The following is a 13,556-nucleotide window of genomic DNA, read 5'->3' on the forward strand; positions in this document are numbered from 1 at the left end:
CTACGCTTTTTTCTTTTTCCATGAGAGGCACAGCGGTTCCATCCTGTTCCCTACCCGAAAGGAATTCCGGGGAGCGATTTCACCCGCTCCCCGGTCATTATATTTATTTAGCAAACCTAGTGAATGTGTACACGATTATTGAGCGTCAGCTACGTTGTCTTTAGTGATCTTTTTGTAGGAAATCCATACATATTGGTTGTCAGTGATGTCAAAGCCAACATTTTCTTTGGTTGGAGTTTCACCTTTAGCCAGCAGGGATGCCAGTACGATTGCCGCTTTACCTTGGTTGTTGGCATCGTTCAGTACAGTTCCGAGCATAGTTCCGTCTTGCAGCGCTTGAACAGCTGGTGCAGTAGCGTCAACACCTACAACCGGCATGTATTTGTCGCCAGTGAAGTAGCCTTGTGCTTTCAGTGCTTCAATTGCACCCAGTGCCATGTCATCGTTGTTAGCCAGAACAGCTTCAATCTTGTCGCCATGGGATCCAAGGAATGCAGCCATTTTTTCCTGTCCTTTTACGCGGTCCCACATTGCAGTATCTTCAGCCAATTTCTCAACCTTGATGCCGGCATCTTCAATGGCTTGGATGGAGTAAGTGGTACGAAGCTCCGCATCCTGGTGTCCAGGCTCGCCTTTAAGCATTACATATTGGAGCACGCCGTCGCCGTTTTTATCAGCTTCAGGGTGAGCTTTCCAGTAGTCAACGATCAGCTGGCCGGACATCGTGCCGGACTCTTCAGCTTTAGCGCCTACATAATAAACTTTATCCCATTTCTTCATATCTTCCGGAAGCGGTTCGCGGTTCAGGAAGACAACCGGAATGTCAGCAGCTTTTGCTTTGTCAATGATAACGCCTGCAGCTGTACGGTCAACCGGGTTGATCAGCATGCCGTCGTATTTTTTAGTAACAAACAGGTCAACCTTGTCATTCTGTGTAGGCTGTGAGTTTTGGCTGTCTACGATATCTACTGTTGCAATTCCTTTAGCTGCAGCATCGATAGCGTTACGAACGCCTGTCATGAAGGTATCATCAAATTTGTAAATGGCTACACCGACTTTTGGAGTTTCTGCACTGCCGGAGTTTGCTGTGTTGGTTGCCGCGTTGCCGGCTGGAGCATTCGTTGCTGTATTTTCTGAATTGTTGTTATTGCCACCGCAGCCTGCCAAAGCAGCCCCGAGTAATGCACTAGCAAGTAAAACGGAAGTGAGTTTTTTCATTATTAAATGACCTCCTGGTGATGTTTCTTTTTTTTATTGTGCACCGTGTCTCAGGTACATCCTTATTATGCCCCAGATGAAAACGGTTGCGAATACAAAATCCTACTCTCTTTTATAAAAATTCTAATGTTATAAAAATACTATCTTACGAAGGGAAACAGCAGCTTCTGGTTCTCCGGGTACAGCATATTACCGAGATCGATCAGCTTTGTCCCCGTATCTACACGTTCCGGCACCTCGATTCCCTCCAGCGCTTCCACCGCATATTTTACCGCCAGATAGCCGTTGCTGAACGGATTCTGAATGACAGTGGCCTGAACAGTGCCGTCCTGCAGCAGCTCCAGCATCGACGGAGAGCTGTCAAAGGCAACCATCTTAATTAGATTGTTAAGTCCGAGACTTTGTATCACTTTTCCCGCTCCCTGTGACGCCGTCTCATTCAGTGTAGCGATGCCCCGCAGGTCTGGGTGGTTCTGCAGCATTTGCCGGGTCAGCTCCTCCGCCTCAGCAGTGTTGGAAGAGGTATAGGAGATCTGCACAACATGAATATTCGGATAACGGGCCGCATAATTCAGGAATCCATTCTCCCGTTCGTCCGCATCCCGTGCCCCGTAATCAATAGAAGCACTGTTAGACCGCTGATCATGCAAGGTGCTGGTAAAGTTGAGAATGCCGATCTCACCCGATCCGTTCAGCAGGTTAATCAGCCGTTCAGCGGATTTCTGCCCGGCCTCATAGCTGTTCGATCCAACATAGGTCCGCACCCGCGCAGAACCGACCTCTGCATCGACGGAGATCACAGGGATTTTATAATAGGCGGCCTGATCCACAACCTGGGCCAGCCCCATATAGCTGCTGGCAGCGAGGATGATGGCATCCGCACGCAGGTTAATTGAATCCTCCACCATAGCGATCTGTTCATCTATGTCGCTTTCCGAATCCGGCGCTTTGAAGGTCAGCTTCACATTGAATTCCTTCGCGGCAGCTTCAGCACCCAGCTTCACCGTGTTCCAGTAATCGCCCTTGTTCATCTTCACAATCATGTGGATATTTCGTGTTTTGTTCGTAGTGATATAAACAGGTGCTCTGTTGAAGCAGGAGGTGACCGTCAGCCAGACCAGAGCGCACATTAATACAGTCAGCACTAACCGTTTTGTCTTCATGACGTTTCCCCTCCCGCGGTATTCTCTTGACCTTCACTCTGTCCAATGGCCGGGAAGATGATCGTAACCGTTGTCCCTTCCTCCAGCTCACTTTCAAAAGCAAGGCCGAATTCCCGCCCGTAATACAGACCGATCCGTTCATTCACATTGCGAACTCCGACGCCGGAGCCGCCGGCACTTTTACTGCCGCCGTTTAGGATATTATGAAGTGTCTCTTTGGACATCCCGATGCCATTGTCGCTGATCCGGATTACGATCAGGTTGTCCTGCAGTTCAGCGCTGATAAGGATGAGTCCTTCATCCGGCGACATTTCGATACCATGGTAGAGGGCATTTTCCACAATGGGCTGCAAAATCAGCTTAATCGTCTGGAACGGAAGTACTTCATCCTGCGCTTTAATCTCAAAGCGGAATTTGTTTTTGAAACGGAAGCTCTGGATCACTAGGTAATGGCGGATATGATCCAATTCTTCCTGTACCGTAATGATATTATTCCCCTTGCTCAGACTAATCCGGAAAAACTTGGAGAGGAACTGGATCATCGTAACTACCTCTTCATTTTTCCCCCGCTCGGCAAGCCGGATGACAGAATTCAGCGTATTATACAAAAAGTGGGGGTTGATCTGCGACTGCAGCACTTCCAGCTCACCTTTGCGCTTCGTCTCCTGTTCATAGATAATCTGATCCATCAGCTGGCGGATTCGCTGCAGCATCAGATTAAAGCGCCTCGACAGCTGCTCGACTTCATAAGCGCCGCTGACATTGATCGGGGTATTAAGATCCCCTTCGCCCACCTGCTTGACGGTCCGTTCCAGCTTGCGGATAGGACTTGCAATCAGCCACGACAGGAATACGGAGACGGCAATGGCGCAGAGAATGACCGCCGCCAGAAACCAGAACAGAAACTGGTTCAGATCGCGCTTGGTCGTTACAATCTCATCGTAATAGGCAACACCAACAATTTTCCAGCCGGTTTCTTCCAGGGTTCGCACAGTAATAAAGCGCTTCTCACCCGTTGATTCATCCAGATAGCTGCGGAAGGAATAGGCAAGCACCGGCTCGACATTCTCATATTTCAGGCCGGCGTAAATCAGCTGTTGCTGCGGATGGTATACGATATTGCCTAATGAATCGAGGATGTAAGCGTACCCTCTTTTCCCGAGTTTTACCTGGCGGCTGAGCTGGTCGATGGTACGGAAGTTAAAATCGATCAGCAGAATCCCGCGCTTCAGCTCCCCCTTCTCCTTGTATTCAATCATCTTACTGATCGAAACCACCCAGTTGTACCGCCCTTTGAACAAATTCTGTATATGTGGAGCTGAATAGGAAATCTCCGCGGACTTTAGGGCGTTGGTAAACCAGCTTTGACTCTCCAGCTGTGTATTGACCCGCATGTTTTGGCCCGGTGTGCCAGTAATATACTTCCCTTGCGGGGTAAACAGTGCTATGGACACAAGATCTTCCCGGCTGCTCATCAGTGTATCCATCCGTTCATAGAGCAGCGGTGAGTCAATGGAATTAATTGTCGTAACCTGCTCCTCTGCCGTTTCAAAAATATTGCTCATGCCCTTCACATACAGCTCCAGATTATAATTGACCTGCTCGATAATCTGCTGCATATTCAGGTTGGCGTTCTCTTCCGCGGTTTTGGCAAATTTGTTATACAGCATTGTACTGACGATTACTGCAACAAGGACGGCTACTGCCGTGAATGAGAGGGTAATAATCAGCTGAATGCTGCGCAGCTTGGCGGATAAGCGGATTCTGCCGCGGTTACCGGACTGCGGCCGCAGCGGAAAGAAATAACCCTTGGATTTGCTCATGGCTATCCTCCCCGGGCGCTGTTCTTATACTCTTTGGGTGATTGTCCATATTTCTTGCGGAAACAGAAGCTGAAGTAATTCGGATCGGCAAACCCGATTTTTTCAGCAATTTCGAAAGCTTTCAGCTCCGTGGAGCGCAGCAGCTCCTTGGCCGCCTCAAGACGGATTTGCAGCAGATAGCTGACAAAAGTCATTTTCATCTCTTTTTTAAATATACTGCTGAAATAACCTGTGCTGATATGCAGATGCTGGCAGACTCTGCCGATGGATATATCTGATTCCTCGTAATGGCTGCGGATATATTCCTTAGCCTGATCAATGAGCTGCTTATAGCTGGACTGCCGTCCAGAGGCAATGGAATCCATCAGTCCGGTACATACATTAATAATCCACTGTTTGGCTTCGCCCATATTATTGAATTTATTCATATCCGTAAGTGTAGCCATGTTAGGGACGATAAAATTAGCGGTCTCGCTGCCTGACTCCTTGGCTACACGCAGAATCGAGGTAATGATCTCCAGCAGAAAAATCTGATAATCCTGTGTAGAGACATGAGCGGTATCAAGTCCTCCGAACAGCTCGTCCATGACCTCCTTCAGCTCCTGTACCGTCCCCAGCTTGATCGTGCGGATCAGCGATTGCCGTGTCAGCTCATCGAAGACCAGCATCTGATTGGATCTGGATTCGACATCTTCAATCCAGATTACTCTATTGTTGCCGAGAATTAGCCGGTAATCCAGCGCCTGCATTGCATCAGAGAAAGAGTTGAACAGCATGGAGGCAGACTGGCATACCGTCCCGGCCCCCGCAGTTACTGTCAGCTTCAGAAAGTGCTGTACATTCTGGCGGATCTCTTCAAGGATGGCGAAGGTATGGCCGGTAATTTCCGTTTCGTCCGGTTCTTTGCTAACCGAGAGAAGCACAACTTCATCCCGGTGGATGAAGACCCTGCCGGTGCCATGCTTCTGGCATATCTCCTCGGCAATATTGAGGATCGCGAACAGCTGCAAATTATGGTCGCCGGTATCGCGCAACGATACGGGTCGCCCCGCAGCAGCCTCCCGGCTCTGCCCCGCACGGATATAGTCAATGCTGATCACCGAAGCCTGAAATTGCTTCCCGTCAAGGTTGATGCCGTATTCCGCGCTCTTGTCAGTGATCTCCTGTAGCGGCAGCCGGCGGGACACCAATGAGGAGAGGAACTGTTCGCGCAGTACAGGCAAGCTCTTGCGGTAATGCTCGCTAAGCACATACACATTTTCCTTATCGGCGATTTCCGCCTCAATGGTCGCCTTTACCTTAAGCAGAACATCGATCAGCTCCTGTGAAGAGAACGGTTTCAGAATATACTCATCGATCTGCAGCTTTATCGCCTTCTGGGCATATTCGAATTCATCATACCCGGTCAGAATAATGATCTTCGTGTTAGGATGACGGCTGCGGATCCATTCCGCCAGCTGAAGCCCGTTCATAAATGGCATCTGAATGTCAGTAACAACTACATCAGGCAGCAGGCGGTCAATGGCCTCTGTCGCCTCACGCCCGTTTTCAGCCGAGTCCACCACTTCAAAGCCATACTTCGCCCAATCAATCTGGGCAATAATCCCTTCTCTTACGTCTTCTTCATCTTCGGCCAGAATTAATTTATACATGCTTCATCCCTCTTCGGATAATGTTTTGATTCACAGCCCTCTATGTCTGTTTAAATAAGTATGTCTGCAAAAACAGCGGGCATTTCACTATAATATTAGTCTGCCCGTTTGGCAAGGGTCAACTTTAAGAATACACATAAAGGCTGTATCCTTACATAGCTGAACATAAAAAAAAACCATCCCGTAAGAGCGGGATGGGGATGATTGCACGTATAAGATTTACAGCAGGGCTTTGCTGAAGCGGTAGCCTGCGCTTTTCTCGAATCCGATATGACGGTAAAAAGCATGTGCCGGCGCGCGTTCTACGCGGTTGCCGCTTCTTAGGAACAGCTGGCAGCAGCCATTCTGGCGGGCCCAATCTTCTGCTGCGGAGACCAATCTTTTGCCAAGGCCGTTCCCTCTAAGTTCCTCTGATACGATCAGCGCGGTAATTTCCGTAATACAGTCTGCTTGCTTGTAATAGGATTTCACCTGCCGAAGATCAATCATTCCCACAACTTCGTTATCCAGTTCTGCAACCAGTGTGCAATGGAACGGATCATGCTCCATGCCTTCCATTCTCTCTTTCATCACGCTAAGCGTTGTCGGATAGCCGAATTCCCGCAACAGGGCTGTAACTCTCTCCAGATCACTTGCGCCCCATTTGCGAATTTGCAGTACTTGCTCCTGAGTACTACTGTTCATCCTCATATACCTCCACTTTTAGCATAGACGCTGCCTGTTTGGCTGCCGTCCGCGCGATTTGTACATCTTCCGCGGCACTTAGAGTCACTGCCATCCGCCGTCCCTGGCGAATTTCAGGTTTACCGAATACCCTTACCTGCGTACGTGGAATCGCCAGCGCTTCACTGATACCGGTTATGGCAAAAGCTTGTCCGGCCTCTTCCGCTTTAAGGGTAGCCGATGCTCCCGGTGTCAAAAGCTGCACCGAATCCAGCGGAAATCCAAGAATGGCTCTAACATGCAGAGCAAATTCCGATAAATCCTGTGTGATCATGGTTACCATACCGGTATCATGGGGTCTCGGCGATACCTCGCTGAACAATACACCCTGATCCGTGAGAAACAGTTCGACTCCGAAAATACCGAGTCCCCCAAGCTGATCCGTCACGGCTCTGGCGATAGACTGGGCTTCGGCCAGCTGCGCCTCACTCATGTGATGCGGCTGCCAGGACTCCACATAATCGCCGTCCTTCTGGATATGGCCAATGGGAGGACAGAATACCGTACCGCTTACCGAACGGACCGTAAGCAGAGTAATTTCACTCTCGAAGGTTACGAATCCTTCAACAATAACACGGGTTCCTTTGGCGCGGGCGCCTTCAAGTGCCGTATTCCAGCAGTCTTCAGCATCCTCAGGCTTCCGGCAAATGCTCTGGCCTTTACCGGATGAACTCATAATCGGCTTAATCACACAAGGTGTGCCGAGTTCTTCCACGGCAAAGCGCAGCTCTTCCAGACTGTCAGCAAACCGGTAAGCCGCCGTTGGTAATCCAAGCTCTTCGGCAGCAAGCCTCCGGATGCCTTCGCGGTCCATGGTCAGCCGGGCTGCACGGGCAGTAGGGACGACAACGAATCCTTCCGCCTCCAGTTCCAGGAGTGCATGTGTGGCAATCGCCTCAATCTCCGGCACAATGAGGTCCGGCTTCTCGGCGCGGATAAGCTTCTTAAGTGCCTCCGCGTCAAGCATATCGATAACATAAGAACGATGAGCCACGCCCATCGCAGGTGCATCTTGATAACGATCCACAGCTACGGTCTCTACGCCAAGGCGCTGAGCTTCGATAATGACTTCCTTACCCAATTCGCCGCTGCCCAGGAGCAGCAGCTTACGGCTTTGGGCTGAAAAAGGAGCTCCCCACATTGTCGATTCCAACCTCTTTCGCAAATTTGACTGCTGTATTTTCTTTGTTTCTGTAAACGCAGCAGTTTCATTGTAAATTTCCAGGCTTCTTTATTTTCTTCCATTAACGGCTAATTTGCAAGTGTTCTTCGACATTTTCCTACAAACTTCACAGATCGTTATCCACGACATCGTCGAATGAATGTTCAAGACGGTGCAATTGCCAAGCAACATCGCTCCAATGCTCCGCAGAATCACCTCCTCTCAGCAGTTCTGACATGACCTCTTCCCGCTCGTTTAACTCTTCACCAAGTCTGTCTGCGGCCCGTCCTAATGCCTTCTCCAGAACATTTACATAGAAATCCAGCAGCAGCTTCTCCTGCACTTCTGCCGCCCCGGCGACAGCCTCTTTCAGCAGGGGTTCGGCTTCAGCGCGCAGCTCGGACCGGCCCGGCCCTTCGAAGAAATAGCGGGGCGATTTGAAACAGCTCCAGAGTGACAGCCAGTCAAGCGGATTCCATGAAGCTTCTAGTTTATCCGGTGATGGCCACTCCTCCTTCTCATTCTCCAGAAACTGCAGGTCCTGCGGAGAAATGGACAGCTCCTCTGCCGCTGACTGAGCAGCCGATTGGACTAACCGGTGTCCTGCTGCTTCGAGCCGAAGCGTAGTTGCCCACAATTCCTGTTCCAGTTCCCGCTGCAGGGTACGCTCCAGCTCTCTGCCGCAGGCCGTGAAGATGTCTTTCAAGTTGCGGGCATCTTCACGCAGCAGCGATGGATGGAAGGATTCCTGGAAGAACCGTCCCAATGCGAAGCCGATCCGCTGCCGAACATGATACAGCAGTTCCTCCCCTTCACGCCGCAGATCACGGACAGGTCTTGCTTCTGCTGCGAGCAGCATGAGCCGCTTCCCGGCTGCAGCTTTACGCTCCTGCAGCTCCTGCATGCCTGTTTCCCGCCGCCCTGCCTCCATGGCAGCGAGCTCCTGCCATTCCGTTGCCCGCAGACGGACGGCGGTTATGCTCTCCCTCGCTGCGGCCAGCGACAGCTGCGGAAGTTCCCCACCGGCGAATTGTGCCAGCGCGTCCTCGAAACTCCGGAAACGGGAGGCTTCATATCTGTCCCGATCGTTCCCTGTCTTGCCCTCCAGCGCCAGCAAACTAGACAGCGCATAAATACGTGGCGAGGTCAGCCCGCCGGCACGCAGGTTCTGCGCGACATGCCCCTTGACCTCCTCCAGCTCTTCTTCATCACTTGCCAGATCAGAGGCATTGATAATGAAGAACATTTTATCCAGCGCAAAGCTGTCTTTAATTCTGCCCAGCTGGGCCAGCAGACCACGGTCCGCTTTGGAGAAGGCATGGTTGTAATAGGTCACGAAACAAATGGCATCGGCATTCTTCATGTAACCAAACGTCACGCCGGTATGCCGCGCATGCAGGGAATCTGCTCCCGGCGTATCGACGAGCACAATGCCGCTGGCGGTAAGCGGACAGTCATAATACAGGTCCGTCCCCTGGATAAAGCAGGCTTGTGTCTCATCTGCGACCAGACTGCGGTACTCCTGCAGATCGACTGTGCGCACCGTACCCAGCAGGCCCTCCGCCTTCTTCCACCCTGCCGCTGCAGCCCGCAGGAATCCGACATGCGGCAGAGCCGATGGATGCAGTCCGCTGACCTGCAGGCCTGCGGCAGCCGCAGTCCAGGATTGCCGCTGCGGCGGCGGCAGCTGCAGCACACTAAAGGAATGAAGAATATCTTCCCAGAATTCCTCAGCCGATTTCATCGTCACCACTGCGGTAGCATGGTGAAACTCGCCTTCCGGCGCAAGAATCCGCCCCACTGCGGCCGTGGCTGGATGCGGAGACACGGGCAGCACGTCTTCGCCAAGCAGCGCATTGGCGAACGAGGATTTGCCGGCGCTGAACGCTCCGAACAGCGCCATCGTAAAGCGGCCGCCGGCGAGATCCGCCGCCCGCGCCGCCAGGCTGCGCGCCGCCGAAGCCATCGCCGGCTCGCCGCGCAGCAGCTCTGCCGCAGCGTTCAGCACCGCTGCGGCCTCACCCAGCCTGCGTCGTCCGCCCGCAGGCGTTGGCCCCGCCGCCCAGCCTGCGGCGGCGGGGCCTTGGGTGCCAGCCGCTGCGCCTTGCTGCGGCTGGGCTTCGCGCGGCGCTGCGCTAGGCGCGGCCGCGGTTGCCCTCACCTCCGGCAGCGTGCCGGGGGTGAGGGTCCGGCGCGGCGGCAGCAGCGCCGCTAGCTTAGCCGCGCGGGCGTCCGCCGCGCGGCTAAGCGCAGCCAGCGCGGCGAGGGCGCCCGCCTGCCGCTGCAGGGCTGCTTCGCGGCGCGCGAGCCCGGCGCGCCGCTCCTCGAGCAGCGGCGGCAGCTTCGCCAGCAGCTCATCGCCAAGAGCCAATGCGGCGCGGCGGTACTGTGCTTTGATTTCAGCCGCCAGGGTGCGGCAGAAATTAAGCAGCGCCTCGCCGCCAGTCCCCGTTCCCGGCTTCACTGCAGCCGCCAGCCACTCCCGGCTCACCGCCGGGAAGCTGTCCTTCAGCCGGGCTTCCGCCCCCTCTTCCCACAGGCCGAGGGCTTCTGCCCATTCCCTGACCAGCTGCAGAATATGCCAGTCTAGCTGGCCCGAAATCTCCCGGCTCTGCAGCGCGTGCCAGGAGGCAAGCCGGTTCGCCTGCTCCTTCTCCCGCTTGGCGGCAGTGAACAGGAAACCACGCCGGAAGCCGGGCGCACAGCTCTCAATATAAGCCCCGGCAGCCTCTCTAACATCTGCAGGCATAAGATTGCTGTTGCCCAGCAGGGAGTCAAGTCCGCTGCGCAGGCTTCCCCTGGCCTGGTCGGGCAGCTCGGCCAGTTCATCCCTTTCTGTGGCGCAGGCAGCGATTTCCCGCTGCACCGAAGCTTCATTGGCCCCCTCTGCTTCTTCTAGCAGCGGTTCCCGTTCTTCGCGCTGTTCTTCGTGATAAGCAGCCATCAGCGTATCTGCGATATGATGTGCAGATCGGGACAAGCTGTATTGCAGCAGTTCCTCCCGCTGCTCCAGCAGCCGGGTAATCAGGCTTAATAATTCATCCCACTGGTTCAGCGGATGCGCCTGCACCTTGAGCGAAGTGAACAGCAATCCCGCTGCCTCAATTCCCCAAGATTCGAAAGCGCTTTCTAATTGCTGCCGGTAGGCTTCGATTGTAATTTCCTGCTCACGGTGCTTGTCGATCTGATTGACAATAAGATACAGCGGTTTTCCCCAATCACTGAGATTTTTGGCGAAAGCCAAATTATTTTCCGACTGTACATGATTGTAGTCCATCACATAGAACACCACATCTGCCAGATGCAGCGCCGAACGTGTCGCCGCCTGATGCCCGTCATCCGTGGAATCGACACCCGGAGTATCCATCAGCACGCCATGAGCTCCAAGCAATGGAACCGTTTCCCATACCTCAATGGCCGAATACTCATTGCCGCTGCGGCAATATTCCTGCAGCCGGTCAGGAGTTGTCTCCCAAGGAACCTGCTTATCTGTGACAGGATACAGCAATACGCGCGGCGCTCCGCTGCGGATGGATACCACATTGGCGCTTGTGGGTATAGGTCCGGAAGGAAGCACTTCACTGCCGCACAGCCTGTTGATCATACTTGATTTTCCCGCAGAGAAATGGCCGCAAAAAGCAAGCGTCAGCTCATGCCTTTGTTCCTTAACCTGCAAATCAGCAATCACCCGGGCCGTTTCCCGTTCGCCCCACTGATCCATCAGTGATTGAAGCGATGACAGCCCTGATTCCTTTATCTGCTCCAGCTTCGCTGGTTCTGCTCGCACAAACGTCCACCTCCGCCGTCTCCCATAATGTCTATACACCTATGTCTATGTACTGCTCCGCTGATAGGGCCAATAAATCCGGCGCCTGATTTTACATTTTATTCCTCATTAATATTTAAAAAACGCTATCTTTAAATTTAAAGTGTACAAGATTATCTTCATTCTATCACCAGTTTGTCATAAATCAAATAATCACAGATTACAAAAACAGCTATAATCCCTTACAAAATTCTCGGCATACTACATCCTGCTGGCCTTATATACTCCTAAGCACGGTTACGCGATAATGAAGTATATCGAAGAGCTTACAGACGGAGAGGTCAGGATCGGACCGGCAACGCTTTATACCTTAATCAAGAAGATGCAGAAAACCTATTATATATTACTGAATGAGGACGAGGATGAGCGGAGAAAAACCTACCAGCTGACAGCTAAGGGAGAGCAGATCATTGCTGCTGAGATTGAGCGGAGATTAAGAATGGCACGGCACGGGCATGCCGCACAAGCTGATTTATTGTCTCGATATCCGTCAGCTGCAAAATGAGGAAGAACAGGAGTACAAGGATATTTTCGCTGACAGCGGCTGGCATTATGTGTGTTCTTCCGGGGATCTGCATATCTTCTCAGCGGAACCGGGAACAGTTCCCCTGCATACCGACCGCGAAACCTCATACGTGAAATACTCCAGAGTTGTCCGAATAGCAGGACTATGGCTCTCGTTACACTGATGCTGACCGTTGCAAGCTTCGTTTTAAGATATGCTTCAACTACAATCTGGAAGCAAATGCTGCTGCAGAATTTTTCTTTTGTGGCCATTATGCTGTGCGTCATGATACTGGTACCGTCCCTAATGGTCTATATTGCTTATTCATTAAGGCTAAGATCATTCTCGTAAAGTACTCAAGTTAGTGAGAAAAATCATCCTTTACACTAGTATTTTGCACCGCAAAAAAGAGCCGGCCCAAACGGGACGGCTCTTTGAGTAGAATAATATTATGCTGTTTCCAATACTGGAAGCAGAATTTCGAATACTTTGCCATGCTGAAGAATCGTCAAGCCGCGGGACTTGTCCTTCATTACGACAACCTCGGGCTTCTGGGACATACGCTCCAGGTAATGCTCAGGCACATCACCGGAGTGGCTGATTGTGATGCCTTCTACTTCCTGCTCTTCGTTTTCTTCAAGCGGACTTTCAACTACACGGTCAAAAATATCGGAAAACGCCTCAAAATTATCAGTATACACAGAAATGCACTTCATCTCTATCCCATCCTCTTCTTCATCTCTAACTTTTTGCTTGCTCCCGCTGTAATCTTATCTTTCCTGATTACGGCGGTTTTCATACGCTTCTTGCCTTCACGGCACACATCGAGCAACGGACAAATCTGGCATGCGGGATTCTGTGCCTTGCAGTGATATCGTCCAAAAAAGATCAGCCGGTGATGCGTGAGCGTCCATTCCTCACGGGGTATCACCTTCATGAGCTTCTTCTCCACTTCCAGCACAGAATCCTTCCAGCCTGCTAGTGCGAGCCGTTTTGCTACACGTTCCACATGAGTGTCTACGGCTATGGCCGGGACACCAAATGCGTTGGAAACTACAACATTAGCCGTTTTGCGCCCGACACCCGGTAAGGTTACCAGTAAGTCATGCGCCTGCGGGACTTCACCGCCGTATTGTTCAATCAGAATCAAACAGAGGTTGTGAATATGCTTGGCTTTGTTGCGAAACAACCCGATGCGCCGGATGTCATTCTCCAGCTCCTCCAAGGGGACAGAAACATAATCCAGTGGAGTTTTGTACTTTTGAAACAGGTCCTCGGTCACTTTGTTTACTGTTGCGTCCGTACATTGGGCTGACAGCAATACCGCGATCGTTAACTCGAAGGCGTTCTTGTGGTTCAGTTCACAATGCGCATCAGGAAACAAGTCTCCAATACTATCCAGAATGTGGCGGACCTCTGCAGCTTTCATAGCGTCCCCTCCACGGAGTATTTACACTCGAACGAAGGAGAAACGGAGGGCCTGT

At 52.0% G+C, this 13,556-nt stretch carries 11 protein-coding genes; 2 read left to right on the forward strand and 9 right to left on the reverse strand.

Annotated features, from left to right (window positions below):
• Positions 1-135: 135 nt before the first annotated feature.
• The 7 genes from JRJ22_RS17790 to JRJ22_RS17820 all read right to left on the reverse strand — a co-directional run bounded on the left by JRJ22_RS17790 (position 136) and on the right by JRJ22_RS17820 (position 11,528).
• A complete protein-coding gene (locus JRJ22_RS17790) occupies positions 136-1,218 on the reverse strand; it encodes a galactose ABC transporter substrate-binding protein (RefSeq protein WP_206100784.1) in 1,083 nt (360 codons plus the stop codon).
• A gap of 140 nt (positions 1,219-1,358) precedes the next feature.
• Entirely contained in the window at positions 1,359-2,381 is a 1,023-nt protein-coding gene (locus JRJ22_RS17795) for a substrate-binding domain-containing protein (RefSeq protein ID WP_206100785.1), read from the reverse strand.
• The gene (locus JRJ22_RS17800; protein ID WP_206100786.1) at positions 2,378-4,204 is read right to left on the reverse strand and encodes a sensor histidine kinase; all 1,827 of its coding nucleotides are present in this window, start codon (positions 4,202-4,204) and stop codon (positions 2,378-2,380) included. Before JRJ22_RS17800 ends, JRJ22_RS17795 begins: the two co-directional genes overlap by 4 nt.
• A 2-nt stretch (positions 4,205-4,206) precedes the next feature.
• Positions 4,207-5,856 carry a response regulator gene (locus JRJ22_RS17805; protein ID WP_206100787.1) on the reverse strand — a complete coding sequence of 550 codons (1,650 nt, stop codon included), beginning with the start codon at positions 5,854-5,856 and terminating at the stop codon, positions 4,207-4,209.
• Between the two features lie 219 nt (positions 5,857-6,075).
• Positions 6,076-6,540: a GNAT family N-acetyltransferase gene (locus JRJ22_RS17810; RefSeq protein ID WP_206100788.1), complete on the reverse strand. Its 465-nt coding sequence runs from the start codon at positions 6,538-6,540 to the stop codon at positions 6,076-6,078.
• Positions 6,530-7,720 carry a formate-dependent phosphoribosylglycinamide formyltransferase gene (purT, locus tag JRJ22_RS17815; protein ID WP_206105192.1) on the reverse strand — a complete coding sequence of 397 codons (1,191 nt, stop codon included), beginning with the start codon at positions 7,718-7,720 and terminating at the stop codon, positions 6,530-6,532. Before purT ends, JRJ22_RS17810 begins: the two co-directional genes overlap by 11 nt.
• 148 nt (positions 7,721-7,868) lie before the next feature.
• The gene (locus JRJ22_RS17820; RefSeq protein WP_206100789.1) at positions 7,869-11,528 is read right to left on the reverse strand and encodes a dynamin family protein; all 3,660 of its coding nucleotides are present in this window, start codon (positions 11,526-11,528) and stop codon (positions 7,869-7,871) included.
• A 250-nt stretch (positions 11,529-11,778) separates the two neighbouring features.
• Here JRJ22_RS17820 and JRJ22_RS17825 point away from each other — a divergent pair, with 250 nt between their 5' ends.
• Complete coding sequence (locus JRJ22_RS17825) at positions 11,779-12,072, forward strand: PadR family transcriptional regulator (protein ID WP_332461404.1); 294 nt, start codon at positions 11,779-11,781, stop codon at positions 12,070-12,072.
• Positions 12,023-12,256 (forward strand): DUF2812 domain-containing protein, encoded by a 234-nt coding sequence (locus tag JRJ22_RS29775; protein ID WP_206100791.1) that lies wholly within the window; start codon positions 12,023-12,025, stop codon positions 12,254-12,256. The genes JRJ22_RS17825 and JRJ22_RS29775 overlap by 50 nt, the downstream gene beginning before the upstream one ends.
• A 265-nt stretch (positions 12,257-12,521) precedes the next feature.
• Here JRJ22_RS29775 and JRJ22_RS17835 read toward each other — a convergent pair whose 3' ends face one another.
• On the reverse strand, positions 12,522-12,788 hold the full coding sequence (locus tag JRJ22_RS17835; protein ID WP_054941305.1) for a hypothetical protein: 267 nt from the start codon (positions 12,786-12,788) through the stop codon (positions 12,522-12,524).
• A gap of 2 nt (positions 12,789-12,790) precedes the next feature.
• Positions 12,791-13,501 (reverse strand): endonuclease III, encoded by a 711-nt coding sequence (nth, locus tag JRJ22_RS17840; RefSeq protein ID WP_206100792.1) that lies wholly within the window; start codon positions 13,499-13,501, stop codon positions 12,791-12,793.
• Positions 13,502-13,556: the final 55 nt, after the last annotated feature.

Source organism: Paenibacillus tianjinensis, assembly GCF_017086365.1.
Classification (GTDB): domain Bacteria; phylum Bacillota; class Bacilli; order Paenibacillales; family Paenibacillaceae; genus Paenibacillus_AQ; species Paenibacillus_AQ tianjinensis.

Excerpts from the sequence above, each read along its gene's own strand:
- JRJ22_RS17795 (WP_206100785.1), bottom strand. The coding sequence starts at position 2,381 with ATGAAGACAAAACGGTTAGTGCTGACTGTATTAATGTGCGCTCTGGTC.
- JRJ22_RS17790 (WP_206100784.1), bottom strand. The coding sequence starts at position 1,218 with ATGAAAAAACTCACTTCCGTTTTACTTGCTAGTGCATTACTCGGGGCT.
- nth (WP_206100792.1), bottom strand. The coding sequence starts at position 13,501 with ATGAAAGCTGCAGAGGTCCGCCACATTCTGGATAGTATTGGAGACTTG.
- JRJ22_RS17810 (WP_206100788.1), bottom strand. The coding sequence starts at position 6,540 with ATGAACAGTAGTACTCAGGAGCAAGTACTGCAAATTCGCAAATGGGGC.
- JRJ22_RS17805 (WP_206100787.1), bottom strand. The coding sequence starts at position 5,856 with ATGTATAAATTAATTCTGGCCGAAGATGAAGAAGACGTAAGAGAAGGG.
- JRJ22_RS17835 (WP_054941305.1), bottom strand. The coding sequence starts at position 12,788 with ATGAAGTGCATTTCTGTGTATACTGATAATTTTGAGGCGTTTTCCGAT.
- JRJ22_RS17800 (WP_206100786.1), bottom strand. The coding sequence starts at position 4,204 with ATGAGCAAATCCAAGGGTTATTTCTTTCCGCTGCGGCCGCAGTCCGGT.
- JRJ22_RS29775 (WP_206100791.1), top strand. The coding sequence starts at position 12,023 with ATGCCGCACAAGCTGATTTATTGTCTCGATATCCGTCAGCTGCAAAAT.
- purT (WP_206105192.1), bottom strand. The coding sequence starts at position 7,720 with ATGTGGGGAGCTCCTTTTTCAGCCCAAAGCCGTAAGCTGCTGCTCCTG.